20 protein-coding genes are annotated in these 22,924 nt (G+C 70.5%); 14 read left to right on the forward strand and 6 right to left on the reverse strand.

Annotation, left to right across the window (positions count from 1 at the left end; all coding sequences use genetic code 11):
• Positions 1 to 186: 186 nt before the first annotated feature.
• From E1266_RS21870 to E1266_RS21880, 3 genes are all read left to right on the forward strand, one after another.
• Entirely contained in the window at positions 187 to 1,554 is a 1,368-nt protein-coding gene (locus tag E1266_RS21870) for an FAD-binding oxidoreductase (RefSeq protein ID WP_132049815.1), read from the forward strand.
• Positions 1,555 to 1,639: 85 nt separating this feature from the next.
• Entirely contained in the window at positions 1,640 to 2,905 is a 1,266-nt protein-coding gene (locus E1266_RS21875) for a class I SAM-dependent methyltransferase (protein ID WP_132049817.1), read from the forward strand.
• Positions 2,906 to 3,142: 237 nt separating this feature from the next.
• A complete protein-coding gene (locus E1266_RS21880) occupies positions 3,143 to 4,123 on the forward strand; it encodes an ATP-dependent DNA ligase (RefSeq protein ID WP_132049849.1) in 981 nt (326 codons plus the stop codon).
• Positions 4,124 to 4,143: 20 nt separating this feature from the next.
• On the opposite strand, the gene E1266_RS21885 is transcribed toward E1266_RS21880, so the two are convergent.
• Positions 4,144 to 5,034 carry an alpha/beta hydrolase gene (locus E1266_RS21885; RefSeq protein ID WP_132049819.1) on the reverse strand — a complete coding sequence of 297 codons (891 nt, stop codon included), beginning with the start codon at positions 5,032 to 5,034 and terminating at the stop codon, positions 4,144 to 4,146.
• A 168-nt stretch (positions 5,035 to 5,202) separates the two neighbouring features.
• On the opposite strand from E1266_RS21885, the gene E1266_RS21890 reads away from it, so the two are divergent.
• Positions 5,203 to 6,465: a cytochrome P450 gene (locus E1266_RS21890; RefSeq protein WP_132049821.1), complete on the forward strand. Its 1,263-nt coding sequence runs from the start codon at positions 5,203 to 5,205 to the stop codon at positions 6,463 to 6,465.
• A 35-nt stretch (positions 6,466 to 6,500) separates the two neighbouring features.
• Here the strand turns inward: E1266_RS21890 and E1266_RS21895 are convergent, their stop codons facing one another.
• Positions 6,501 to 7,241, reverse strand: a complete 741-nt coding sequence (locus E1266_RS21895; RefSeq protein ID WP_132049823.1) for an SDR family oxidoreductase — start codon at positions 7,239 to 7,241, stop codon at positions 6,501 to 6,503.
• A gap of 115 nt (positions 7,242 to 7,356) precedes the next feature.
• On the opposite strand from E1266_RS21895, the gene E1266_RS21900 reads away from it, so the two are divergent.
• Positions 7,357 to 8,217 carry a helix-turn-helix transcriptional regulator gene (locus tag E1266_RS21900; RefSeq protein WP_132049825.1) on the forward strand — a complete coding sequence of 287 codons (861 nt, stop codon included), beginning with the start codon at positions 7,357 to 7,359 and terminating at the stop codon, positions 8,215 to 8,217.
• A 73-nt stretch (positions 8,218 to 8,290) separates the two neighbouring features.
• Here E1266_RS21900 and E1266_RS21905 read toward each other — a convergent pair whose 3' ends face one another.
• Entirely contained in the window at positions 8,291 to 9,835 is a 1,545-nt protein-coding gene (locus tag E1266_RS21905) for a long-chain fatty acid--CoA ligase (RefSeq protein ID WP_132049827.1), read from the reverse strand.
• A gap of 257 nt (positions 9,836 to 10,092) precedes the next feature.
• Here E1266_RS21905 and E1266_RS21910 point away from each other — a divergent pair, with 257 nt between their 5' ends.
• Both E1266_RS21910 and leuS read left to right on the forward strand, forming a co-directional pair.
• Positions 10,093 to 10,707 (forward strand): hypothetical protein, encoded by a 615-nt coding sequence (locus E1266_RS21910; RefSeq protein WP_132049829.1) that lies wholly within the window; start codon positions 10,093 to 10,095, stop codon positions 10,705 to 10,707.
• A gap of 182 nt (positions 10,708 to 10,889) precedes the next feature.
• Positions 10,890 to 13,409, forward strand: a complete 2,520-nt coding sequence (gene leuS, locus E1266_RS21915; protein WP_243718694.1) for a leucine--tRNA ligase — start codon at positions 10,890 to 10,892, stop codon at positions 13,407 to 13,409.
• 213 nt (positions 13,410 to 13,622) lie between these two features.
• Here leuS and E1266_RS21920 read toward each other — a convergent pair whose 3' ends face one another.
• Together E1266_RS21920 and lexA are read right to left on the reverse strand one after the other, a co-directional pair.
• Positions 13,623 to 14,132, reverse strand: coding sequence for a GNAT family N-acetyltransferase (locus E1266_RS21920; protein WP_132049833.1), 510 nt, complete (start codon positions 14,130 to 14,132; stop codon positions 13,623 to 13,625).
• 64 nt (positions 14,133 to 14,196) lie between these two features.
• Complete coding sequence (gene lexA / locus E1266_RS21925; RefSeq protein WP_132049835.1) at positions 14,197 to 14,895, reverse strand: transcriptional repressor LexA; 699 nt, start codon at positions 14,893 to 14,895, stop codon at positions 14,197 to 14,199.
• 174 nt (positions 14,896 to 15,069) lie between these two features.
• Between lexA and E1266_RS21930 the strand changes: the two genes are divergently transcribed.
• From E1266_RS21930 to E1266_RS21940, 3 genes are all read left to right on the forward strand, one after another.
• A complete protein-coding gene (locus tag E1266_RS21930; protein WP_165966160.1) occupies positions 15,070 to 15,402 on the forward strand; it encodes a LysM domain-containing protein in 333 nt (110 codons plus the stop codon).
• Positions 15,403 to 15,835: 433 nt separating this feature from the next.
• Complete coding sequence (gene nrdR / locus E1266_RS21935; protein ID WP_131979678.1) at positions 15,836 to 16,309, forward strand: transcriptional regulator NrdR; 474 nt, start codon at positions 15,836 to 15,838, stop codon at positions 16,307 to 16,309.
• A gap of 120 nt (positions 16,310 to 16,429) precedes the next feature.
• Complete coding sequence (locus E1266_RS21940) at positions 16,430 to 19,234, forward strand: vitamin B12-dependent ribonucleotide reductase (RefSeq protein WP_132049839.1); 2,805 nt, start codon at positions 16,430 to 16,432, stop codon at positions 19,232 to 19,234.
• 94 nt (positions 19,235 to 19,328) lie between these two features.
• Here E1266_RS21940 and E1266_RS21945 read toward each other — a convergent pair whose 3' ends face one another.
• Positions 19,329 to 20,060, reverse strand: coding sequence for a DoxX family protein (locus E1266_RS21945; protein WP_132049841.1), 732 nt, complete (start codon positions 20,058 to 20,060; stop codon positions 19,329 to 19,331).
• 201 nt (positions 20,061 to 20,261) lie between these two features.
• On the opposite strand from E1266_RS21945, the gene E1266_RS21950 reads away from it, so the two are divergent.
• The 4 genes from E1266_RS21950 to E1266_RS21965 all read left to right on the forward strand — a co-directional run.
• Positions 20,262 to 20,720 (forward strand): helix-turn-helix domain-containing protein, encoded by a 459-nt coding sequence (locus tag E1266_RS21950; RefSeq protein ID WP_207945832.1) that lies wholly within the window; start codon positions 20,262 to 20,264, stop codon positions 20,718 to 20,720.
• Positions 20,713 to 21,081, forward strand: a complete 369-nt coding sequence (locus E1266_RS21955; RefSeq protein ID WP_132049843.1) for a DUF4180 domain-containing protein — start codon at positions 20,713 to 20,715, stop codon at positions 21,079 to 21,081. Before E1266_RS21950 ends, E1266_RS21955 begins: the two co-directional genes overlap by 8 nt.
• Before the next feature lie 65 nt (positions 21,082 to 21,146).
• Positions 21,147 to 22,196, forward strand: a complete 1,050-nt coding sequence (locus tag E1266_RS21960) for a biotin/lipoate A/B protein ligase family protein (RefSeq protein ID WP_132049845.1) — start codon at positions 21,147 to 21,149, stop codon at positions 22,194 to 22,196.
• A 141-nt stretch (positions 22,197 to 22,337) separates the two neighbouring features.
• Positions 22,338 to 22,924: TerD family protein (locus E1266_RS21965; protein WP_132049847.1), on the forward strand; the 587-nt coding region annotated here is incomplete at its 3' end.

The following is a 22,924-nucleotide window of genomic DNA, read 5'->3' on the forward strand; positions in this document are numbered from 1 at the left end:
GTGTGGGGGGCGGGGGAGATGTTGACGTGGCCGCACTGTTGCGGTTCCGTCGCCTCCGGGAGATGAAACGACGCCGATGTACGTGCCCAAGGAGTTATTCCGCTCTCTGCCTGTGACTCCCCTAACGTCCAAATTATGTGGACCGTGCATGGGATGATCGATTAACTGTGTCTCCGGGAGGGGCAGATGACGGAACTTGCGGTCAGGGGCGATCACCAGCGGGCGGTGGAGGCGCTCAAGAGGTCCTATGAGGCGATCCCGGCGGGCACGCCGGTGCGGCTGGCGAAGCGGACCTCGAACCTGTTCCGGTGGCGCGACCCCTCGGACGCGCCCGGGCTGGACGTGTCCGGGTTCGACAAGGTGCTGAGCGTCGACGCCGCGGAGCGGACCGCGCAGGTCCAGGGCATGACGACCTACGAGGACCTCGTCGACGCGACCCTTCCGCACGGGCTGATGCCGACGGTCGTCCCGCAGCTGAAGACGATCACGCTCGGCGGCGCCGTGACGGGCCTCGGCATCGAGTCGAGCTCCTTCCGGGACGGGCTGCCGCACGAGGCGGTCCTGGAGATGGAGGTCCTGACCGGCGACGGGCGGGTCGTCACCGCGACCCGGGACAACGAGCACGCCGACCTGTTCTACGGGTTCCCCAACTCCTACGGGACGCTCGGCTACTCGCTCCGGCTGAAGATCGAGCTGAGGCGGGTCAGCCCGTACGTCCGGCTGCGGCACCTGCGGTTCGGTGACGCGGCCGAGCTGGCCCGGGTGATGGCGGAGATCACCGAGTCCGGGCGGTTCGAGGGCGAGTCCGTCGACTTCATGGACGGCACGGTCTTCGGCGCGGACGAGCAGTACATCACGCTGGGCTTCTTCGCCGACTCGGCGCCGTACACGTCCGACTACACCGGCCAGGAGATCTACTACCGGTCGATCCAGGAGCGGTCGGTCGACTTCCTGACGATCCGCGACTACATCTGGCGGTGGGACACCGACTGGTTCTGGTGCTCCGGCGCCTTCGGCGTCCAGAACCCGGCCGTCCGGCGGCTGTGGCCCGACAGGTACAAGCGGTCGGACGTGTACCGCAGGCTCGTCGCCTACGACCGGCGGTACCACTTCGTCGCGCGCGCCGACCGGTGGCGCGGGCTGCGGCCCCGCGAGGACGTCATCCAGGACATCGAGGTGCCCGCCGAGCGGCTCCCCGAGTTCCTGGAGTTCTTCCACGACAAGGTCGGGATGAGCCCGGTCTGGCTGTGCCCGCTGCGGGCGAAGGAGCGGTGGCCGCTGTATCCGCTGGAGGTCGGCCGCCCGTACGTGAACGTGGGTTTCTGGGGGACGGTCCGGCTTCCACCAGGGCAGATCCCCGAGTACCACAACCGGCTGATCGAACGTAAGGTCGCGGCCCTTGACGGGCACAAGTCCCTCTATTCGACTGCCTATTACAGCAGGGAAGAATTCTGGCGCTACTACGACGGGGAGACATACCGGCGCCTCAAGGGGAGCTACGACCCCGGCGAGCGCCTGCTCGACCTCTACGACAAGTGCGTGCGCGGGCGCTGACCAGGCGTCCGCAGGTTCGGGGGAGTGCCCGGACGGCGGCCGGTCATCGCGGACCCGGCCGGGCGGAGAGACAGGAGGGATCACCATGACGCTGGCGAGGGTCTTCGAGCGGCTCGCCGGGGCTGAGGCGCCAGTGGAGTTCACGGCGTACGACGGGTCCAGGGCAGGGGTGCCCGGCGCCGACATCCGGTTCGACATCCGCTCGCCGTACGCGGTGTCGTACCTGCTGCACTCGCCGGGCGCGCTGGGCCTGGCCCGCGCCTACGTCACCGGCATGATCGACGTCAGCGGCGAGATGATCACGGCGCTGCGCACGATGCAGCAGGTGTTCAACGAGGTGACGCCGCGCGACAAGGCGCGGATCCTCGGCGACGTGCTCGGCGATCCGCTGCTGCGCGCCGCGGTCTCCCGCCGGCTCGACCCGCCGCCGCAGGAGGCGCCGTTCAGCCGCATCCCGTCGTGGCTGCGGCACTCCAAGCGCCGGGACGCCAAGGCGATCTCGCACCACTACGACGTGTCCAACACGTTCTACGAGTGGGTGCTCGGCCCCTCCATGGCCTACACGTGCGCGTGTTACCCCACGCCGGACGCCACGCTCGAGGAGGCGCAGTTCTTCAAGCACGACCTGGTCGCCAAGAAGATCGCCCTGAAGCCGGGCATGCGCCTGCTGGACGTGGGCTGCGGCTGGGGCGGCATGGTGATGCACGCCGCGAAGGAGTACGGCGTCCGGGCGCTCGGCGTCACGCTGTCCAAGCAGCAGGCCGAGTGGGCGCAGAAGGCCATCGCGGACCGCGGCCTGTCGGACCTCGCTGAGGTCCGGCACATGGACTACCGGGACGTCACCGAGTCGGGCTTCGACGCGATCAGCTCCATCGGGCTCACCGAGCACATCGGCAAGGCCAACCTGCCCGCCTACTTCTCGTTCCTGTACGGGAAGCTGAAGCCGGGCGGGCGGATGCTGAACCACACGATCACCCGTCCCGACAACGCCGCGCCGCCCCGCATGGAGAACGGCTTCATCAACCGCTACGTGTTCCCCGACGGCGAGCTGGAGGGCCCCGGCTACGTCCAGTGCCAGATGAACGACGCGGGCTTCGAGATCCGCCACCAGGAGAACCTCCGCGAGCACTACGCCCGCACGCTCACCGCCTGGTGCGAGAACCTCGACGAGCACTGGGACGAGGCCGTCGCCGAGGTCGGCGAGGGCACCGCCCGCGTGTGGCGCGTCTACATGGCCGGCTGCGTGCTCGGGTTCGACCAGAACTGGATCCAGCTGCACCAGACGCTCGGCGTCAAGCTGCACGGCGACGGCACCAGCGACATGCCGCTCCGCCCCGACTGGAACTCGTGACGCCCCACGGCCATCCGCCCGCCGAACCGCGACGAGCCGACCGGACGCTCCGGTCGGCTCGTCCCGTTTCCGGGACGGCGTCGTGAGCCGGCTCCCCGGTGGGCCCCCGGGCGGTCCAACCGCGGGTCAACATTCGCCCGGGGGGTCTATCGGCGCAGGCCGGGCGGGGTAGGCGGTCATCAGGACCGCCTAGTTCGGGGGGCGCGAGCATTGCACATCCGGTCCCCGGTGAAGCCGATGCTGGCCGCGACGATCGACCACATCCCGCCGCCGCGGTCGTGTCCGGGCGGCTGCCGCTACGAGCCCAAGTTCGACGGCTTCCGCGCGGTCGCGCGCGTGGCCGAGGACGGCGCCGTCCACCTGTCGTCCCGCCGCCGCACCCGCTTCAACGAGGCGTTCCCCGAGATCGTCGCGGCCGTCGCGGAGCAGCTCGCGCCGGGCACGGTCGTCGACGGGGAGATCGTCCGCTGGGCCGCCGACGGGAGCCTCGACTTCGGTGCGCTGCAGCGCCGCCACGTCGCCGGGCGCCGCCGGGCCGAGCTCGCGCGGGCCGAACCCTGCCACTACGTCGTGTTCGACGTCCTCGAGTCCGACGGCGTGGACCTGCGCAACCGGCCGCTGCGGGAGCGCCGCACGGTCCTGGCGGCGCTGCTCGGCGCCGCCCCGCCGCACGCGCGCGTCGTCCTCACCCCGCAGACGTCCGACGCCGCGGAGGCGGAGCTCTGGTTCGAGGTCTTCGCCGCCCGGGGCATCGAGGGCCTCGTGGTCAAGGACGCCGACGGCCGCTACCTGGAGGGGCGCCGCGGCTGGCGGAAGGTGAAGCGCCGTGTCACCGCGGAGGCGATCATCGGCGGGGTGACCGGCACCCGGCAGGCTCCCGAGACGCTGATCCTCGGCCGCTATGACACCGGCGGGCGGCTCCGGGTCGTCGCGCGGACCACGCCGCTCCCGCCCGCCGCCCGCACATCGCTGGCCGATCTCCTGCGGCACGCCGGTCCCGAGCATCCGTGGCCGGCGGAACTGCCCGCCGGGTTCGCCGGGGGCGTGTACGGGGCGCATCCGCCGATCCGGTACCTGCGGACCGAGCCGGAGATCGTCGTGGAGATGAGCGCGGACGCCGCCGTCGAGCACGGCCGCTGGCGGCACGCCGTCCGCTTCCTCCGGGTGCGGAGGGATCTGGAGCCGTCGCACGTGCCGCTCTTCGGCGACCCCACCTGACGGGCGCGGCCCTTACAGGGCTATGCGAGCCAGTCGAGGATGCGGGTGTTCACGTCGTCGGGGCGGTCCAACTGGAGGAAATGCCCCGCGCCCGGGACGAGATGCGCCCGCGATCCCGGCGGCAGGGCGGACTCGACGGCGCCGAGGTCTCCGCCGGGGGCGACCACGTCCGGGCCCAGGCAGCCGTCGTCCGCTCCGTGCAGGTAGAGGACGGGCAGCTCGCCCACCCTGTTCGCCGCCTCCTGCTCGGCCGCGAAACGCTCGACGAGCCGGGACGGGTCGAGCATGGCGCGGTAGTACCCGATGGCCGCCGCGACGTTCTGCGGCGCGGCCAGGCAGTCCATGACGTGGTCGACGTCCTGCGACCTGTCGCGGCCGTCGTCGGGGGACCAGTCGCGCCAGAGTCCCTCGACGAACGCGCGGTTCAGGGCGGCCTCGGCCAGCGGCGTCTGGAACACGAAGATGTAGAACGAGCGCTTGAGCTGCTCGTAGTCGAAGAACGCGGTGGTCATCACGGAGATGGGCGGGACGGACATGGTGACGACCCTGCGCCAGCGGTCCGGTGCGGCGTTCGCGGCGCCGTAGGTGGCGAAGGCGCCCCAGTCGTGGCCGACGATGACGGCGCCGGACCCGCCGCCGAGGGCGTCGTGCAGGGCGATGGCGTCGGCCGCGAGCGCGCCGCTCTGGTAGGTGGCGTCCGCGGGGACGGAGGTGGGCGCGTACCCCCGCATGAACGGGGCGACGGCTCGGTACCCGGCGGCGGCGAGCCCGGGCATGAGGTGCCGCCAGGTGTGCGGCGAGTCCGGGAAGCCGTGCAGGAGCAGCGCCAGGGGGCCGTCCGCGGGGCCCGCGGTGAGGTACCCGAAGTCCAGCCCGTTCGCGCTGACCGATCCGGTCGTGATGTCGCTCATGTCCGCCTCCTCGGTTCGCGGCGCACGCTACCCCGCGCTCCGATCCCGGCGGCGCCCGGGGGTCGCCCCAGAGGCGGCGTCAATGTGAGTGGCGTCACCGTGTCGAAAAGTGTGCACGCGCGGGTTTACTTTGAGAGGGTGCCTGTAAACCGAACGCGGTTCGGATCGATGAGGTGGTGGGACGTGCTCAAGGTCGAGGACATCAACCTGACCGACTGGGAGTTCTGGCGGCAGCCGCACGAGTACCGGCATGAGGCATTCAAGGCCCTGCGCTGGCATCCCGAGCTGGTGCGCTTCGAGGAACCCGACATCATCATCATGCCGCAGGGGCCCGGCTACTACGCGCTGACCCGGCACGCCGACATCATCGAGGCGTCCCGGCGCCCGCAGGACTTCTGCTCCGGCAAGGGCGCGATCAGCATCCCGGACATGCCCGGCGACATGCACGAGTTCTTCGGCTCGATGATCAGCATGGACGACCCGCGGCACGCCAAGATCAGGCGGATCGTGTCCCGGGCGTTCTCCCCGCGCATGATCCAGCGCTTCGAGGACCAGGTCGAGGCCGTCGCCGGGGAGATCGTCGAGCGCGTCGCGACCGGCGGCGGCACGGGCGACTTCGTCGCCGACGTCGCCGCCCGGCTGCCCCTGAAGATCATCTGCGACATGATGGGGATCGACGAGTCGCACTACCAGACCGTCCTGGACGCCACGAACGTCATCCTCGCCGGCAACGACGCGGAGTTCATCCCGTCCGGCGACGCCGAGCAGATGGCGATGGCGCTGCTCGGGGCCGGCGAGACGCTCAAGAACCTCGTCGAGGACCTCGGCCGGCAGCGCCGAGCCGACCCCACCGACGACCTGACCTCCGCGCTGGTCAACGCCAACATCGACGGCGAGTCCCTGACCGACCAGGAGCTGGGCTCCTTCTTCATCCTCCTGGTCGTCGCCGGGAACGAGACCACCCGCAACGCGATCGCGCACGGCCTGGACCTGTTCACCCGCAACCCGGACCAGCGGGCGCTGCTCACCGAGGACTTCGACGCCCGCATGCCCGGGGCCGTCGAGGAGATCGTCCGCTTCGTGTCGCCGGTGATCTGGATGCGCCGCACCGCGACCCGCGACACCACGCTGAACGACCACCACGTGAAGGAGGGCGACAAGCTCATCCTCTACTACTGGTCGGCCAACCGCGACGAGACGGTCTTCACCGACCCCGAGAAGTTCGACATCCTGCGCGACCCCAACCCGCACGTCGGGTTCGGCGGGCCGGGGCCGCACTTCTGCCTCGGCGCGCACCTGGCCAGGCGCGAGATCACCGTGATGTTCCGCGAGCTGCTCCGCCGCACGCCCGAGATCCGCGCGTCCGGCGAGCCGGCCCGGCTGGAGTCCAACTTCATCAACGGGATCAAGCACCTGCCCTACACGATCTGACCGGCCCTACGAGGGGCCGCCGGCCCCGGCCCCGGTCACCAGGGCAGGGGCCGGCCCGGCCGCTCCCCGCCGCCCTGGAACGCGCCGGTCGGGCCGTCGCCGTCCAGGGTCGCCAGGAGGAACACCTCCGTGGCGCCCTGGACGGGCGTCCGGAACCCGGCGTGCCCGTTCATGTCGGTCGCGCAGTAGCCGGGGTCGGCCGCGTTCACCTTGATCGGGGTGCCGGCCAGATCCTTCGCATAGGCGACCGTGAGCGCGTTCACCGCCGTCTTGGACGACGGGTAGGCCAGCGAGTTCCTCGGAAAGAACTCACCGGACGGGTCGCTGATGACAGCGAGCGACCCCAGCCCGCTGGACACGTTGACGATCCGCCCGGCCGGTGAGCGGCGCACGAGCGGCAGCATCGCGTTGGTCACGGCGACGACGCCGAACACGTTCGTCTCGTACACCTCGCGCATCGCCTCGACGGAGGTGGCGCTCGGGGCCGCCCAACCGGCGGCGGGCGCGATACCGGCGTTGTTGACCAGGACGTCCAGGTGCCCGTGCTCGCTCTCGATCCGCTTGGACGCGGCCTCGATCGTGGCGGGGTCGGTGACGTCGAGATGGACGAACCGGGCGTCGATCCCCTCCCCGCCCAGCGCCGCGGCGGCCTCCTCGCCGAGGCCGGCCGAACGCGCTCCGATGAGGACGGTCATGCCTTCGCGGCCCAGCAGCCGCGCCGTCTCGAACCCGATTCCCTTGTTGGCTCCTGTGATCAGGGCGATCTGTGCAGTCATGCCGGGAAGGCTGCTCGGTCACGGCGGCCTTGAGGAGAGACCGCCGGAAGCTGGGACCGGCGGTACCACCATGGGCGGATGCCGCGGGGCGGTCCGCTCGGCCATGCTGGGACGCATGGACAGGGAGGAGATGGCCGGGTTCCTGCGTTCGCGCCGCGCACGCGTCCAACCGGCGGACGTGGGCCTGGAAGCGGGTCTCCGGCGCCGCACGCCCGGACTGCGGAGGGAAGAGGTCGCGCGCCTGGCCGGGATGTCGGTGGACTACTACATCCGGCTGGAACAAGGGCGGGGGCCGCGTCCGTCCAGGCAGATACTGGGCGCGATGGCGCGCGCGCTGAGGCTCACCGACGACGAGCGCGCCCACCTCTTCAACCTCGCCGGGGAGCCCCCGGCGCCGCCTCCGGGACCGCCGCAGGAGGTGCCCGCGGGCATCCTCCACCTGCTGCAGCGCCTGGACGACACTCCCGCGTACGTGCTGGACGCCAAGTACGACGTCCTCGCATGGAACGACATGGCGACGGCGCTCATCACCGACTTCTCCGCGCTGGAGCCGCGCGACCGCAACCCGATGCGCGCCCTGTTCCTGGGCCCCGGCCCGCGTTCACCGCACATCACGGACGAGGACGAGAACCGGCAGTTCGCGCGGCTGAGCGTCGCCGACCTGCGCGCCGACCTGCGCGCCGCCCTCGGCCGCTACCCGGACGATCCCGGCGTGAGGGGCCTGGTCGCCGAGCTGACGGAGGGCAGCGAGCTGTTCCGCCGGCTCTGGGCGAACCACCAGGTCGCGGTACGCCGGAGCGGCACCAAGAAGATCAAGCACCCCGTCGTCGGGAAGATCGAGGTCCACTGCGACGTCCTCGTCGTGCCCGAACGCGATCAGAAGGTCGTCCTCTACACGACCGCGCCCGGCAGCCGGTCCCACGAGGCCCTGAAGCTGCTCCGCGTCGTCGGGACGCAGGACCTCGCGCCGCGCTGAACCTCCGCTCCGCACGGGCCGAGGCCCGGGTTCCCGGCACGTGCCGGGAACCCGGGCCTCCGGGCACGGCGGCTCAGCGCAGCTCGCGCTTGAGGATCTTGCCGGTGGCGGTCATCGGCAGCTCGTCGCGGAACTCGACGATCCGCGGGTACTTGTAGTTCGCGAACTGCTCCTTGCCCCACGCGACCAGCTCGTCCTCGGTGAGGGCGGAGCCCTGCGTCCGGATCACGTACGCCTTGATCTCCTCGCCGTGCGACGGGTGCTCGACGCCCACGACCGCGGCCAGGGACACGTCCGGGTGGGTCATCAGGACCTCTTCGAGCTCCCGCGGGTAGACGTTGTACCCACCCCGGATGATCATGTCCTTGGAGCGGTCGATGATGTAGTAGTAGCCCTCCTCGTCGCGGCGTGCCACGTCACCGGTGCGGAACCAGCCGTCCCGGATCGACTCCTCGGTCGCCTCGGGCCGGTCGTAGTAGCCCTTCATGATGTTGTGCCCGCGGATGGCGATCTCGCCGGGCCCCTCGCCCTCGACGTCCTTCCACTCGTCGTCGATGAGCTTCATCTCCACGCCCCAGACGGGCAGGCCGATCGAACCGGGCTTGGCCGGGCGGTCCGGGCGGTTGAAGGAGGCGACCGGCGACGTCTCCGACAGGCCGTAGCCCTCCAGGACGTCCACGTCGAACTTCTGCTTGACGCCCTTCAGGACCTCCATCGGCAGCGCCGACCCGCCGGAGACCGCGACCCGCAGGTTCTCCCGGATCGTCGCGATGTCCTCGTCGGAGGTGTCGTCGGTCAGCAGCCCCCAGTACATCGTCGGGACGCCCGCGAAGATGTTCACCTTCTCCTTGACCATCAGCTCGATGGCCTGCTTCGCCTCGAACCGCGGCTGCAGGACGAGCGTCGCCCGCCGGTAGAACCCGACGTTCATCACGCACGTCTGCCCGAAGATGTGGAACAGCGGCAGCGTCACCAGCGACGTGTCGTGCAGCGTCCGCTCGAAGAGCGTGTCGCTGACCATGGCGTTCGACAGCAGGTTGCCGTGCGACAGCTCGGCGCCCTTCGGCTGCCCCGTCGTCCCGCTGGTGTAGATGATGACGGCGGTGTCGTTCGGGTCGGTCAGCGCCGCGTCGAACGTGTCCGGCTGCCCGGCCAGCGCGGCCCAGAACAGCTCGGCCCCCTCGATCGGCGACTCGGTCGCCGCCGGGTTCGCCGGCAGCAGGAAGAAGTGCTCGCAGCCCTCCGCCTTCTCGAACCCGGCGTAGCCCGTCTCGCCGAGCGGGAGCTCCGGCGTCCCCTCGAAGCAGAACAGCGCCTTGGCGTCGGAGTCGGCGAGGTGGTAGGTGATCTCCCGCGGCTTGAGCAGGACGTTCAGCGGGACGACGACCGCGCCCGCCTTGAGCGCCCCGAAGTAGACCATCGGGAAGTAGGGCAGGTTCGGGCTGGACAGCGCCACCTTGTCGCCCGGTCCGACGCCGCGCGACCGCAGCAGGTTCGCGACCTGGTTGGCGACCGAGTCGATGAACGAGTAGGAGAGCCGGAGATCGCCGAACACGACCGCCTCGCGGTCGGGCGTCTCCCTGGCGGCGTCCTCCAGCAGCACGGACAGGTTGAGCATCGTGTGGCACTCCTCGCGCGTAAGTGACCGGCCGGTTAGTTACCGCCGAGTGTATGACTCATTTCGCCCATCCTCCTGCATGGGCATCTGCTCGCGCCATCCTTCAAGCCCGTTTGACGTGCGGTTTCCGTGCCGCCGACCCGCGGAAAAGTCCCGGAGACGCCTTCGGGGCCCGGGAACCGTTCCGGGACGGAACCCGGCGCATGCCGGGGGCGTCCCCGTTACGATGTGCCGCTCCACCCAGAAAGGCTCCGCTCTTGATCATTTTCGGCTGGCGCGTCGTCTTCTTCACCCTGACCAGCGGGGTCTTCCACTGCCCCGGCTGCGGCGGCGACCGGGAGTACAGGCGCCGCCAGGGCCGCAACTTCTTCACCCTGTTCTTCATCCCGGTCATTCCGCTGACCAGGACCGGCGGCGAATTCGTCGAGTGCGGCACCTGCAAGGGCCGCTGGGAGCCCGGCGTCCTCGACGTGCCGACCACCGCGCAGCTCGCGCAGATGCCCGCGATGCTCCTGCGCATGGCCATCGCGCAGGTCCTGCGCGCCGGCGACTACACCGACCCGTCCTCGCGCTCCCGCGCCGTGGCCGTCGTCCAGCAGGCGGGCGTGGCCGGCTACGACGACGCCGCCCTGAACGGCGACCTCGCCCGCCCCTTCGACGAGGTGCGCATCGAGATGAACCGCGCCGCCGGCGCGCTCGCCCCCGAGGCGCGCGAGAGCATCCTGCGCGCCGCAGCCGAGATCGCCCTGACCGACGGGCGGCTCAGCACCTCGGAGGAGGAGACCCTCTCCGCTGTAGGCGCCGACCTCCAGCTCACCCGCGTCCAGGTCACCGGCGTCGTCTCCATGGCCCGGCAGGCGTCCGGCCACTAACCCCCGCGGGAGGGCTTGCGATTGCGCTATTCTTGATGTATGTCAGCCAGGCTGCTCCTTGTACGACCACGTTGACGAACTACTGACGTCAGCGTGGTGGCCCCTCCTGTGCGAGGGGCCATTTCATGTCGGCGCCAGCCTGGTCCCTGCCGGCGAGCGAGCAGAATTCGGAGTACGGAAGCGTGAGCAGCGACGTTACTTCCCGCGCGGCCGCGGGCGGTACGGGGGGATCGTCCCCCCTGAACGACGGGTACGACCCGCGGGCGATCCAGGACAAGTGGCAGGCCCGCTGGGCGGAGCTCGAACCGTTCACGGCCGACGAGAAGGACGAGGGCCGCGAGCGCCGCTACGCGCTGGACATGTTCCCCTACCCGAGCGGCGACCTCCACATGGGCCACGCGGAGGCGTTCGCGATCGGCGACGTCCCCGCGCGGTACTGGCTGCAGCGCGGCTTCAACGTCCTGCACCCCATCGGCTGGGACTCCTTCGGCCTGCCCGCCGAGAACGCCGCCATAAAGCGCGACTCGCACCCCGCCGAATGGACGTACGCCAATATCGAGACCCAGGCGGCCTCGTTCCAGCGCTACGCCCCGTCCTTCGACTGGACGCGGCGCCTGCACACCTCCGACCCCGAGTACTACCGGTGGACGCAGTGGCTGTTCCTGCGCTTCTACGAGCGGGGCCTGGCCTACCGCAAGGGCGGCCACGTCAACTGGTGCCCCAAGGACCAGACCGTCCTGGCCAACGAGCAGGTCGTCGGCGGGCACTGCGAGCGCTGCGGGGCGCTGGTCGAGAAGCGCGTCCTGACGCAGTGGTACTTCAAGATCACCGAGTACGCCGACCGGCTGCTGGACGACATGGAGCAGCTGGAGGGCAAGTGGCCCGAGCGCGTCCTGCTGATGCAGCGCAACTGGATCGGCCGCTCCACCGGCGCCGACGTCGACTTCGTCATCGAGGGCCGTGCCGAGCCCGTCACCGTCTACACCACGCGCCCCGACACTCTGTACGGCGCGACGTTCATGGTCGTCGCCGCCGACGCCCCGCTGGCCGAGGAGATCTGCGCGCCCGACCACCGCGCCGCGTTCGAGGCGTACCGCGACGAGGTCTCCCGCGAGAGCGAGATCGAGCGGCTGTCCACCGAGCGTGAGAAGACCGGCGTGTTCCTGGGCCGCTACGCGGTCAACCCCGTCAACGGCGAGCGGCTGCCGATCTGGGCGTCCGACTACGTCCTGGCCGAGTACGGGCACGGCGCGATCATGGCGGTGCCCGCGCACGACCAGCGCGACCTGGACTTCGCGCTGAAGTTCGGCCTGCCCGTCCGCGTCGTCGTCGAGACGGGGCAGCCCGACCCGGCCGAGACCGGCGTCGCCACCCCCGGCGACGGCGCGATCGTGAACTCCGGCCCGATCGACGGGCTGGTCAAGGGCGACGCCATCGCCCGCATCACCGAGATCCTGGAGGAGCGCGGCACCGGCCGCGCGTCGGTGAACTTCCGGCTGCGCGACTGGCTGGTGTCCCGGCAGCGGTTCTGGGGCTGCCCGATCCCGATCGTGCACTGCGCGTCGTGCGGCGAGGTCCCCGTCCCGGACGAGCAACTGCCCGTGCGGCTGCCCGAGGGCCTGCGCGGCGCCGACCTGGCGCCCAAGGGCACCTCGCCGCTGGCCGCCGCGTCCGACTGGGTCAACGTCGCCTGCCCCAAGTGCGGCGGCGCCGCCACCCGCGACACCGACACCATGGACACGTTCGTCGACTCGTCCTGGTACTTCTTCCGGTACTGCTCGCCCGGCTACGAGCACGGCCCGTTCGACGTCGAGCAGGTCCGCAGGTGGATGCCGGTCGACCAGTACACCGGCGGCGTCGAGCACGCCATCCTGCACCTGCTGTACAGCCGGTTCTTCACCAAGGTCCTGCACGACATGGGCATGGTCGACTTCACCGAGCCGTTCCGCCGGCTGCTGAACCAGGGCCAGGTGATCAACCAGGGCAAGGCCATGTCGAAGACGCTGGGCAACGGCGTCGACCTGGGCGAGCAGATCGCCGAGTACGGCGTGGACGTCGTCCGGCTGGCGATCCTGTTCTCCGGCCCGCCCGAGGACGACATCGACTGGGCGGACGTGTCGACGCACGGCATGTCCAAGTTCCTGTCCCGCGTCCACCGCATCGCGACCGAGGTGTCCTCCGCGCCCGGCGCGGACGTCACGGCCGGCGACACGGCGCTGCGCCGCGTCACCGCGCACACCGTCGACGAGGTCACCTCCCAGGTCGAGAACCAGCGGTTCAACGTCGCGATCGCCCGGATCATGGAGCTGGTCACCGCGACCCGCAAGGCCATCGACTCGGGCCCCGGCGCCGCGGACCCCGCCGTCCGCGAGGCCGCCGAAGCCGTCGCGGCGATGCTGTCGCTGTTCGCGCCCTACACGGCCGACGAGGCGTGGGAGCTGCTGGGCCGCGAGGCACCGGTGATCCGCGCGGGCTGGCCGTCCGCCGACCCCGCCCTGCTGGTGGAGGAGTCGGTCACGTGCGTGGTCCAGGTGGCCGGCAAGGTCCGCGACCGCCTGGAGGTCCCACCGACGATCACCGCGGACGACCTGGAGCGCCTGGCCCTGGACTCCACCAGGGTCCGCGACAGCCTGGGCGACGCCGAGATCGCCAAGGTGATCGTCCGCCCCCCCAAGATCGTCAACATCGTCCCCAAGCGCTGACCCAACCGGGCGGCCGCCTAGCGGCGACCGCCCGGTCCCGCTCATCAGGCGTCCGCCGACGGTCGCCGTCCGCTCTCCTGCAGAGCGCGCCGATCGGGCCGCGCCCAGAACCGGGTAACGCCTGCGTCGGCGCAGGCCCGTCCCCGGGTGGCCGCCGGGTCCGCCTGTCAGGCGTTCGCGGCGGTCGGCTGTTCGGGATTGGGAGTGGCTGCGTTAGCGCAGGTCTGTTTTCGGGGCGATGACCCAGTGGTTGGTCTGGAGGAGTCGGCCGGCGAAGGTCACCTCGGTCTGGGTGAGGAGGCTGAAGCCGAGGGAACGGCAGATGCCGTTCGAGGCGGCGTTGCCGATCGCCGGGAAGGCGTGGACGAGGCCCCAGCGGTCCTCGTCCCGGGCCTGCTCCAGTAGCGTGCGGACGGCGCGTTTGCCGAGGCCGCGTCCCTGGAATTCGGGGAGGACCATCCAGCCGATCTCGGAGATCGGCCCGTCGCCGGTGCTGTGGGACCAGATGGTCACCGTCCCCGCCACGACGTCGGGGTGGTCCGCGTCGGGGACGATCATCTTGACCCATGCGCGGTCGTCCGCCGCCTGGCGGGCGTCCAGGCGGACCTTCTCCGCCATCCCTTCGCGGGGGAGAGGCCCGCCCAGGTCGGCCATCATGCCGGGATCGCAGCGCATCCGGACATAGGCGGCCACGTCGTCGGGTGTGACGTCGCGCAGCTGCATCTGCTCCCTTACGGCGCCGTCCTTCGTCCGGGCGGGGTGGCGGATCAGGTCGGGGCGCCGGTGGTCACATCTTGCGCAGGACCGCTACCACGCGTCCCAGGACCGAGGCGTCGTCGCCGGGGATCGGCTCGTAGGCGGAGTTCTGCGGCATCAGCCAGATGTGCCCGTCGCGGCGCTTGAACGTCTTCACGGTGGCCTCGCCGTCGATCATGGCCGCGACGATGTCGCCCTGCTCGGCCACCGGCTGCTGGCGCACGACCACCCAGTCGCCGTCGGCGATCGCGACGTCGATCATCGAGTCACCGGAGACCTTCAGCAGGAAGTGCGTGCCCTCGCCGACGAGCTGCTTGGGCAGCGTGAACACGTCCTCCACGGCCTCTTCCGCGAGGATCGGACCACCGGCGGCGATCCGGCCCACCAGCGGGACGTAGGCGGGCGCGGGCTGCGCCGTGGTCGGCTGCGCGCCCTGCGTCTCGAAGGTTTCCTCGTCGGTGCGCACCGGCGTGGCGCCCGGTACCCGGACCTCCACGGCGCGCGGCCGGTTCGGGTCGCGCCGCAGGAAGCCCTTGCGCTGCAGTGCCCGGAGCTGGTGCGACACGCTGGAGGTGCTGGTCAGCCCCACGGCCTCGCCGATCTCGCGCATCGAGGGCGGGTAGCCCCGGCGCTGGACCGAGTCGCGGATCACCTCCAGTACCATGCGCTGCCGCTGGGTCAGGCCGGTCTCGTCCATGGGCCCGTCGGGCAGCTCCCGGACCTTGCTCATCGCTAGTCGCCTCCCGGGCGCCTCGAACCGTCACTCGTTGTCATGGAACGCTATCGCGTCCAGACCCGATGATCAAACAATTGTTCGAAGATGCCCTCGCTTTTCGTCGACGTCCCCTGTAGAACATCGTACAGACGTTCGATCGAAAATGCATTCGACGTCGAGGAGGGAGAGATGCCGGGTTCACCGCAGAGTGACCGGACCCCGATCCGCCTGACCCGCCGCGGCCGCGCGGTACTGATCATTTTCGCCGCCGCCGTAACGCTCGTATCACTGTGGCTCACCGTCGGTACGGGAGCCCTGGCCGGCGGACGGGAAAGCCATACGCCGTCCACCCGCGGAGAAACCGTCGTCGTGGAGCCCGGCGAGACCCTCTGGGACATAGCCACCGATACCGACCCGGGCAATGATCCCCGTCTCGTCGTCCAGCGCATCTTGGACCTGAACGGCATGGGCGGCGACCCGACCGTCCGGCCGGGCCAAGAACTCCGCCTCCCCGCCCGCTGAGCCCGCCATGCCGCGGCCCCGCTGCTGACGAGTGGTCGCCTGCCGGAGAGTGCATGAGACCAAGCCGTCCGCCCCCTGGGAGCGCCCGGCGCACGGGTTGATCCGTCGGCGCCGGGTACGAGCCGCCTCCGCTCCCGGTGCGGCGCGGGAGCGGTTCCGGGTCGGTCCAGGCGGCGCTGACCAGGGGATCCGTCACGGTCGGGGACCGTGGTGCGGACGGGCTGTGACGACACGCCCGGGCCGGGAAACGGGACGCCTTACGTGACCTGGGGGGACGGGCCGATGTGACCCGTGAGGCATCCGATCAGGTTGCGTACGCCTGCGGCGGGCCGTACGGTTGCACCACAACATCTAGTAGTCACATCGATGTACTTCACCTATATATGGCGATGTTCAGAGGTGTGAAGTGTTTTAGCCAGGGGAGGGATTGGACGTGCACTGCCCGTTCTGCCGCAACCCTGACACCAAAGTGATCGACAGCCGCTCCACCGACGACGGGGCCGCCATCAGGCGCCGCCGGTCGTGTGCCGAATGCGGCAAGCGATTCACGACGCAGGAGAATGTGCTCGTGATGGTGGCCAAGCGAAGCGGGGTCACCGAGCCGTTCTCCCGGGAAAAGATCATCGCCGGTGTGCGCAGGGCCTGCCAGGGCCGTCCGGTCGACGAGGATGCGCTCGCGAAGCTGGGACAGCGGGTCGAAGAGGAGATCAGATCCTCCGGCTCCGCGGAAATCCCCTCGCACGAGATCGGCCTCGCGATCCTGGGGCCGCTCGGCGAACTCGATGAGGTCGCCTATCTGCGATTCGCCTCGGTCTACCGGAGCTTCGAGTCGCTGGACGACTTCGCCAAGGAGATCGAAACACTGCGGAAGGCCGGTTCCTCGGGGGAGCCCGGCCCGTCCCGGTAGGGGACGGGCTCCGGAAGCACAAGCAGCAAACGTAAAGCGCCTCCGCGCGGGCATGCCCGACGCGGCGGCGGGGTTGTTCCTGAACAGGGCCCGGCGGGAGGGCCCGAGAGGGGGAAGGTCATGACGGAGACGGTGAGCGGCTCGACGGCGCGGCGCGGCAAGGGGGGCCGCAAAGGGCTGAAGGTCGAGCGCATTTTCACCTCGCCCGGCGTGCATCCGTACGACGAGCTGCGCTGGGAACGTCGTGACGTCGTCATGACCAACTGGCGGGACGGCTCGGTGAACTTCGAGCAGCGCGGCGTCGAGTTCCCCGACTTCTGGTCGCTGAACGCCGTCAACATCGTCACGTCCAAGTACTTCCGCGGGGCGGTCGGCACGCCGCAGCGCGAATGGAGCCTCAAGCAGCTCGTCGACCGCGTCGTCGGCATGTACGTGAAGACCGGCCGCGAGCAGGGCTATTTCGCCTCCGACGAGGACGCCGAGATCTTCGAGCACGAACTGAAGTACGCCCTCGTCCACCAGATGTTCAGCTTCAACTCGCCGGTCTGGTTCAACGTCGGGACCAAGTCCCCGCAGCAGGTGAGCGCCTGCTTCATCCTGTCCGTGGACGACACGATGGAGTCGATCCTGGACTGGTACAAGGAAGAGGGCGTCATCTTCAAGGGCGGCTCCGGGGCCGGCCTCAACCTGTCCCGTATCCGCTCCAGCAAGGAGCTGCTCTCGTCCGGCGGCACGGCCAGCGGGCCCGTGTCGTTCATGCGCGGTGCCGACGCGTCCGCCGGGACGATCAAGTCGGGCGGCGCGACCCGGCGGGCCGCGAAGATGGTCGTGCTGGACGTGGACCACCCCGACGTCGGGGAGTTCATCGAGACCAAGGCGCGCGAGGAGGACAAGATCCGCGCGCTGCGGGACGCCGGGTTCGACATGGACCTCGGCGGCAAGGACATCGGCAGCGTCCAGTACCAGAACGCCAACAACTCCGTCCGCGTGTCGGACGAGTTCATGCGGGCCGTCGAGTCGGACGGCGAGTTCGCGCTGCGCGCCCGGATGACCGGCGAGGTCGTGGAGACCGTCCGCGCCAAGGACCTGTTCCGGCTGATGGCGAAGGCCGCGTGGGAGTGCGCCGACCCCGGCATCCAGTACGACGACACGATCAACGACTGGCACACCAACCCCGAGACCGGGCGCATCACCGCGAGCAACCCGTGCTCGGAGTACATGAGCCTGGACAACTCGTCCTGCAACCTGGCGAGCATCAACCTGCTGAAGTTCCTCACCGACGCGGGGACGTTCGACGTCGCCAGGTTCGTCAAGCTCACCGAGCTGATCATCACGGCGATGGACATCTCGATCACGTTCGCCGACTTCCCGACGGAGAAGATCGCGGAGACGACCCGCGACTACCGGCAGCTCGGCATCGGGTACGCCAACCTCGGCGCGCTGCTGATGGCGACCGGCCACGCCTACGACTCCGACGGCGGGCGGTCGCTCGCCGCGGCGATCACGTCCCTGATGACGGGCGTCGCCTACCGCCGGTCCGCCGAGATGGCCGGCGTCGTCGGCCCGTACGCGGGGTACGCGCGCAACGCCGAGGGCCACAAGCGCGTCATGCGCAAGCACGCCGCGGCGAACGACGGCATCCGGACGCTCGGCGACATGGACAAGGCCATCCACGCCACGGCCGCGAAGCAGTGGCAGGAGTGCCTCAAGGCCGGTGAGAAGCACGGCTACCGCAACGCCCAGGCCAGCCTGCTCGCGCCCACCGGGACCATCGGCCTGATGATGGACTGCGACACGACCGGCATCGAGCCCGACCTTGCGCTGATGAAGTTCAAGAAGCTCGTCGGCGGCGGTTCGATGCAGATCGTCAACCACACGGTGCCGCGGGCGCTGGAGCAGCTCGGCTACCAGCAGGAGCAGATCGAGGCGATCGTCGAGTACATCGCCGAGCACGGGCACGTGGTGGACGCCCCCGGCCTGCGGCCCGAGCACTACGAGGTGTTCGACTGCGCGATGGGCGAGCGGGCGATCAGCCCGATGGGGCACGTCCGGATGATGGCGGCGGTGCAGCCGTTCCTCAGCGGGGCGATCTCCAAGACCGTGAACATGCCGGAGAAGGCCACGATCGAGGACATCGAGCGGGTCTACTTCGAGGGCTGGCGGCTCGGGCTCAAGGCCCTGGCGATCTACCGCGACAACTGCAAGGTGGGCCAGCCGCTGTCGGCCGCGGGCAAGAAGGAGGCGGAGAAGGCGGAGCCGGCGACGCCGCGTCCCGTCCGCCGGCGGCTGCCGAAGCAGCGCCCGGCGACCGTGACCCGCTTCTCCGTGGCCGGGGCCGAGGGGTACATGACGGCGTCGTCCTACCCCGACGACGGTGTCGGCGAGGTCTTCCTCAAGCTCGGCAAGCAGGGCTCCACGCTCGCCGGTGTGATGGACGCCTTCTCGATGGCGATCTCCATCAGCCTCCAGTACGGCGTGCCGCTGGAGACGTGGGTGGAGAAGTTCACCAACATGCGGTTCGAGCCCGCCGGCATGACCGACGACCCGGACATCCGCATGGCGACGTCGGTGATGGACTACATCTTCCGCCGGCTGGCGCTGGACCACCTGCCGTACGAGGAGCGCGCGGGGCTCGGCATCCTGACCGCCGAGGAGCGCGCGATGCAGGCCAATGGAGAGGACCCGGCCGCCCTGCACGGCGACGAGGTCGACCACGAGTCGCTGGCCCAGTCCGCCGAGATCAGCAGGCCGCAGGCGGCGGCCGCGGCCCCGGCGGGTGAGGCGCGGTCGTCCATGGAGATCATCGAGAGCCGCGAGGGCCGCACGGCGGACGCGCCGCTGTGCCTGACCTGCGGCACGAAGATGCGTCCCGCGGGCAGCTGCTACGTCTGCGAGGGCTGCGGCTCCACCAGCGGCTGCAGCTAAGGGTTCGTGGCGGGCCCGGTCAGCGTGGCCGGGCCCGGGCGGGCTCGCGGCTTCAGGGAGGGAATCGGCTTCGGCCGGTTCCCTCCTCGGCGTCTCAGGTGGGGGCGTCCTCGTCCGTGCCGGGGGTGCGCTTGATCGGCTGGGTGCGGGACGCGCGGCGCCGCTGGTTCTTGCGGCCCGCGACCAGCACGTCGTCCTCGGCGCCTTCCCCGGCCTTGCCGGACCCGGACGTGTCCGGCTTGTCGGGGGCGCCGGTGTCCTTGGGCGGCTCCAGGGAGGGCGTCCGGTCCTTCGCGGGACGGGGGGAGCGGGGCTTCTTCGCGGGCTTGGACTCGGCCGCGCGAAGCGACGCCACGAAGCTCGCGGCGTCCTCCTCCTCGTCGCCGTCGTTCTCCGGGGCCCGCGCCCGCCGCCCCAGGATCCACTGGTCGGCGGTCAGCCGGCCGCCGCCGCCCGCGGCGAACAGCAGGCTGACCATGCCGAGGGCGAGGACGAGCTCGTAGCCGTTCTGGACGTTCTCGCCGTCCACCATGAACAGGCCCTGGTCCACGTGCACGAAGACGAACGCGCCGGCCATGTCCAGGAAGAGCAGGGCGCCGGTGACGGGCAGGCCGAGCCCGGCGATCAGCGCGGCCCCGCCGAGGAGTTCGACGAAGGCGGAGTAGACGGCGGCGGCGGTCGGCAGCGGGACGCCGAGGTCGTCGAACGAGCGGCTCGTCGCGGTGACGCCCGCCTCGATCTTCTGCCAGCCGTGCGCCATGAACACGACGCCCACGCCGAGTCGCGCGAGGACCGCCGCGATGTCGTAGAGCGGCCTTGTCCGCATGCCATCGACTCCTTCACGGGGGATTCCGGCCCGGTGTCCGACGGAGAGTATGACCTCAGCCGGTCGGGTCGCGCGAACATACCAGGTGAATCGGTGCGGGGAGCCGTCAATGCGACAGGTCACCCGCCGCAGAGGAAGGGGTTCACGCTAGTGTTCCCTAAACTTACCTATCGTTTCTTGAATTAGGTACGATGGGGAACGATGGCTGAGAAAATGTACGCGGTCGAGGAGGTCGCGGAGCTGCTCGGGCTGCACGTGCGCACCGTGCGGGGCTACATCCGCACCGGCCGGCTCAAGGCGGTGCGGATCGGCAAGCAGTACCGGATCGCCCAGGCGGACCTGGACGAGCTGACCGGGCGCGGGAGGTCCGCGGAGTCCGCTCCCGCGGGCGCCCCGCAGGTGGAGGTGTCGAGCATCGTGCAGGTCGACGGCATCGACCGTGCCGCGGCCGACCGGCTGGGCACGCTCCTGCTGGCCGGGGTGAACACCGGGGACCCGTCCCACCAGCTCCGCGTGCAGACGGTGCACGACCGGGAGCGGAACCGCATGAAGATCGTGATTCTGGGCGGCGCCGCCGCCACCGCCGATGTGCTGCGCCTGCTCGAAGCGGTGCTCGGCGGCGACAACGGATTGCTCGTCCGGGAGGATGGCGATGGCTGACGTCATGCAGGAGCGCGCGGGCGTGCAGGTGATGGTGTGCGACCCGGACGGTCCGCCGGTGGCGACCGTGGAGGACGCGCTCGACCTGATCGGTGCGGCGTTCCTCGGCGCCGAGGTGGTGGCCCTGCCCGCGGGCCGGCTGGACGAGGACTTCTTCTCCCTGGGCACCCGGTTCGCCGGCGAGGTGATGCAGAAGTTCGTCAACTACCGGCTGCGGCTGGCCGTCGTCGGGGACATCTCCGCGCACCTGGCCGCGAGCTCGGCGCTGCGGGCGCTCGTCAGTGAATCGAACGCGTCCGGTCACGTGTGGTTCGTCCCTGACCTGGAGGCACTCGACGCGCGGCTCCGGGCGGTCGCCTGAGCCGGCGCCCCGGCCCCCGCCCGGCGAGGAATCAAGCACGCTCAGCCGAGGTTGGCACGAGTGTGATGCACGGTGAGTACAAAGTCCCGGGTGGCAAGCTCGTCGTCGCAGACGTCGAGGTCGTGGACGGCCTGCTGCGCGGGCCGAGGATCAGCGGCGACTTCTTCCTGGAGCCCGACGAGGCGCTGGACGCCATCAACGCCGCGCTGGAGGGTCTGCCGGCGAAGCTCGACGCCAAGGCGATCGGTGAACGCGTCGAGGCGGGGCTGCCGTACGGCACGGCCATGCTGGGGATCACCGCCGAGGCCGTGGGCATCGCGGTGCGGCGGGCGCTCGTGCGGGCGTCGGACTGGCGCGACCACGACTGGCACCTGATCCACGAGCCGGCGCAGGAGCCCGTGCTGCACATGGCGCTCGACCAGGTCCTCGCGGAGGAGGTCGGCGCGGGCCGGCGGCCCCCGACGCTGCGGGTGTGGGAGTGGGCGTCGCCCGCGGTGGTCATCGGCAGCTTCCAGTCGCTGCGCAACGAGGTCGACGCCGCGGCCGCCGAACGGTACGGGGTCACGGTGGTCCGGCGGATCAGCGGCGGCGGGGCGATGTTCATCGAGCCCGGCAACACGATCACGTACTCGCTGTACGCGCCGGACACGCTGGTCGCCGGCATGTCGTTCGCGGAGAGCTACGCGTTCCTGGACGACTGGGTGCTCGGGGCGCTCGGCGAGCTCGGGATCAGGGCGTGGTACCAGCCGCTGAACGACATCACCTCCGACCACGGCAAGATCGCGGGCGCGGCGCAGAAGCGGCTGTCCTCGGGCGTGGTCCTGCACCACGTGACGATGGCGTACGACATCGACGCCGAGAAGATGCTGCGGGTGCTGCGGATCGGCAGGGAGAAGATCTCCGACCGGGGGATCGCCAGCGCGGTCAAGCGCGTCGATCCGCTGCGCCGCCAGACGGGGCTGCCCCGGGAGCGGGTCATCGACCGGATGATCGAGCACTTCCGCGGCCGGTACGGGCTGGCCCGCGACCGGGTGACGGAGGACGAGCTGCGCCTCGCGGGCAAGTACGTCACCGACAAGTTCGGCACCCCGGAGTGGACCGCCCGCGTTCCCTAAGCGCGGCGCGGCACCGCCGTGCGGGGCGTTCCGGTACGGAACTCCAAGCCGTTCCCACACGTCTTTTCCTTCCGCGGCAGGTCGCGGGGTCGCCATGACTGGCCGTAGGTTGGGGTCACCGATCGACGATGAGGAGCGTGCATGTCGCTGCAGAAGGGCGCCAACACCGCGGTGCCGGTTCCCTCGGTCCGGGTCGAGCTGGGCTGGCAGAGTGGTCTGGGCGTGCCCGACGCGGACGCGTCGGCGCTCCTGCTGGCCGAATCCGGCCGGGTGCGCTCGGACGACGACTTCGTCTTCTACAACCAGCCCGCGCATAGCTCGGGCGCGGTTCGCCATGAGGGCAAGCAGCGGGGGCCGACCGTCCTGGACGTCCTCTCGGTCGATCTGGACCGGGTCGAGCCGGCCATCGACAAGATCGTGATCGCGGCGTCGTCCGACGGCGGGACGTTCGGCCAGTTCCAGGGCCTGTACGTGCGGGTGGTGGACGCCGCGGGCGGCGCGGAGGTCGCCCGGTTCGACAGCGTGGGCGCGACCAGCGAGACGGCGTTCGTGCTCGGCGAGCTCTACCGCCGGCAGGGCGCCTGGAAGTTCCGCGCGGTCGGGCAGGGCTACGACTCCGGGCTCGCCGGCCTGGCCACCGACTACGGCATCTCGGTCGACGACCCCGGCCACCAGGCCGCTCCGCCGCCGCCCGCGCCCCCTCAGCAGCCCCCTCAGCAGCCCATGGC

It is taken from the genome of Actinomadura sp. 7K534, from assembly GCF_004348575.1.
Classification (GTDB): Bacteria; Actinomycetota; Actinomycetes; order Streptosporangiales; family Streptosporangiaceae; genus Spirillospora; species Spirillospora livida.

Coding starts and splice junctions, on each gene's coding strand:
- E1266_RS21870 (WP_132049815.1), top strand. CDS start 187: ATGACGGAACTTGCGGTCAGGGGCGATCACCAGCGGGCGGTGGAGGCG.
- E1266_RS21875 (WP_132049817.1), top strand. CDS start 1,640: ATGACGCTGGCGAGGGTCTTCGAGCGGCTCGCCGGGGCTGAGGCGCCA.
- E1266_RS21880 (WP_132049849.1), top strand. CDS start 3,143: ATGCTGGCCGCGACGATCGACCACATCCCGCCGCCGCGGTCGTGTCCG.
- E1266_RS21885 (WP_132049819.1), bottom strand. CDS start 5,034: ATGAGCGACATCACGACCGGATCGGTCAGCGCGAACGGGCTGGACTTC.
- E1266_RS21890 (WP_132049821.1), top strand. CDS start 5,203: ATGAGGTGGTGGGACGTGCTCAAGGTCGAGGACATCAACCTGACCGAC.
- E1266_RS21895 (WP_132049823.1), bottom strand. CDS start 7,241: ATGACTGCACAGATCGCCCTGATCACAGGAGCCAACAAGGGAATCGGG.
- E1266_RS21900 (WP_132049825.1), top strand. CDS start 7,357: ATGGACAGGGAGGAGATGGCCGGGTTCCTGCGTTCGCGCCGCGCACGC.
- E1266_RS21905 (WP_132049827.1), bottom strand. CDS start 9,835: ATGCTCAACCTGTCCGTGCTGCTGGAGGACGCCGCCAGGGAGACGCCC.
- E1266_RS21920 (WP_132049833.1), bottom strand. CDS start 14,132: ATGCAGCTGCGCGACGTCACACCCGACGACGTGGCCGCCTATGTCCGG.
- lexA (WP_132049835.1), bottom strand. CDS start 14,895: ATGAGCAAGGTCCGGGAGCTGCCCGACGGGCCCATGGACGAGACCGGC.
- E1266_RS21930 (WP_165966160.1), top strand. CDS start 15,070: ATGCCGGGTTCACCGCAGAGTGACCGGACCCCGATCCGCCTGACCCGC.
- E1266_RS21940 (WP_132049839.1), top strand. CDS start 16,430: ATGACGGAGACGGTGAGCGGCTCGACGGCGCGGCGCGGCAAGGGGGGC.
- E1266_RS21945 (WP_132049841.1), bottom strand. CDS start 20,060: ATGCGGACAAGGCCGCTCTACGACATCGCGGCGGTCCTCGCGCGACTC.
- E1266_RS21950 (WP_207945832.1), top strand. CDS start 20,262: ATGGCTGAGAAAATGTACGCGGTCGAGGAGGTCGCGGAGCTGCTCGGG.
- E1266_RS21955 (WP_132049843.1), top strand. CDS start 20,713: ATGGCTGACGTCATGCAGGAGCGCGCGGGCGTGCAGGTGATGGTGTGC.
- E1266_RS21960 (WP_132049845.1), top strand. CDS start 21,147: ATGCACGGTGAGTACAAAGTCCCGGGTGGCAAGCTCGTCGTCGCAGAC.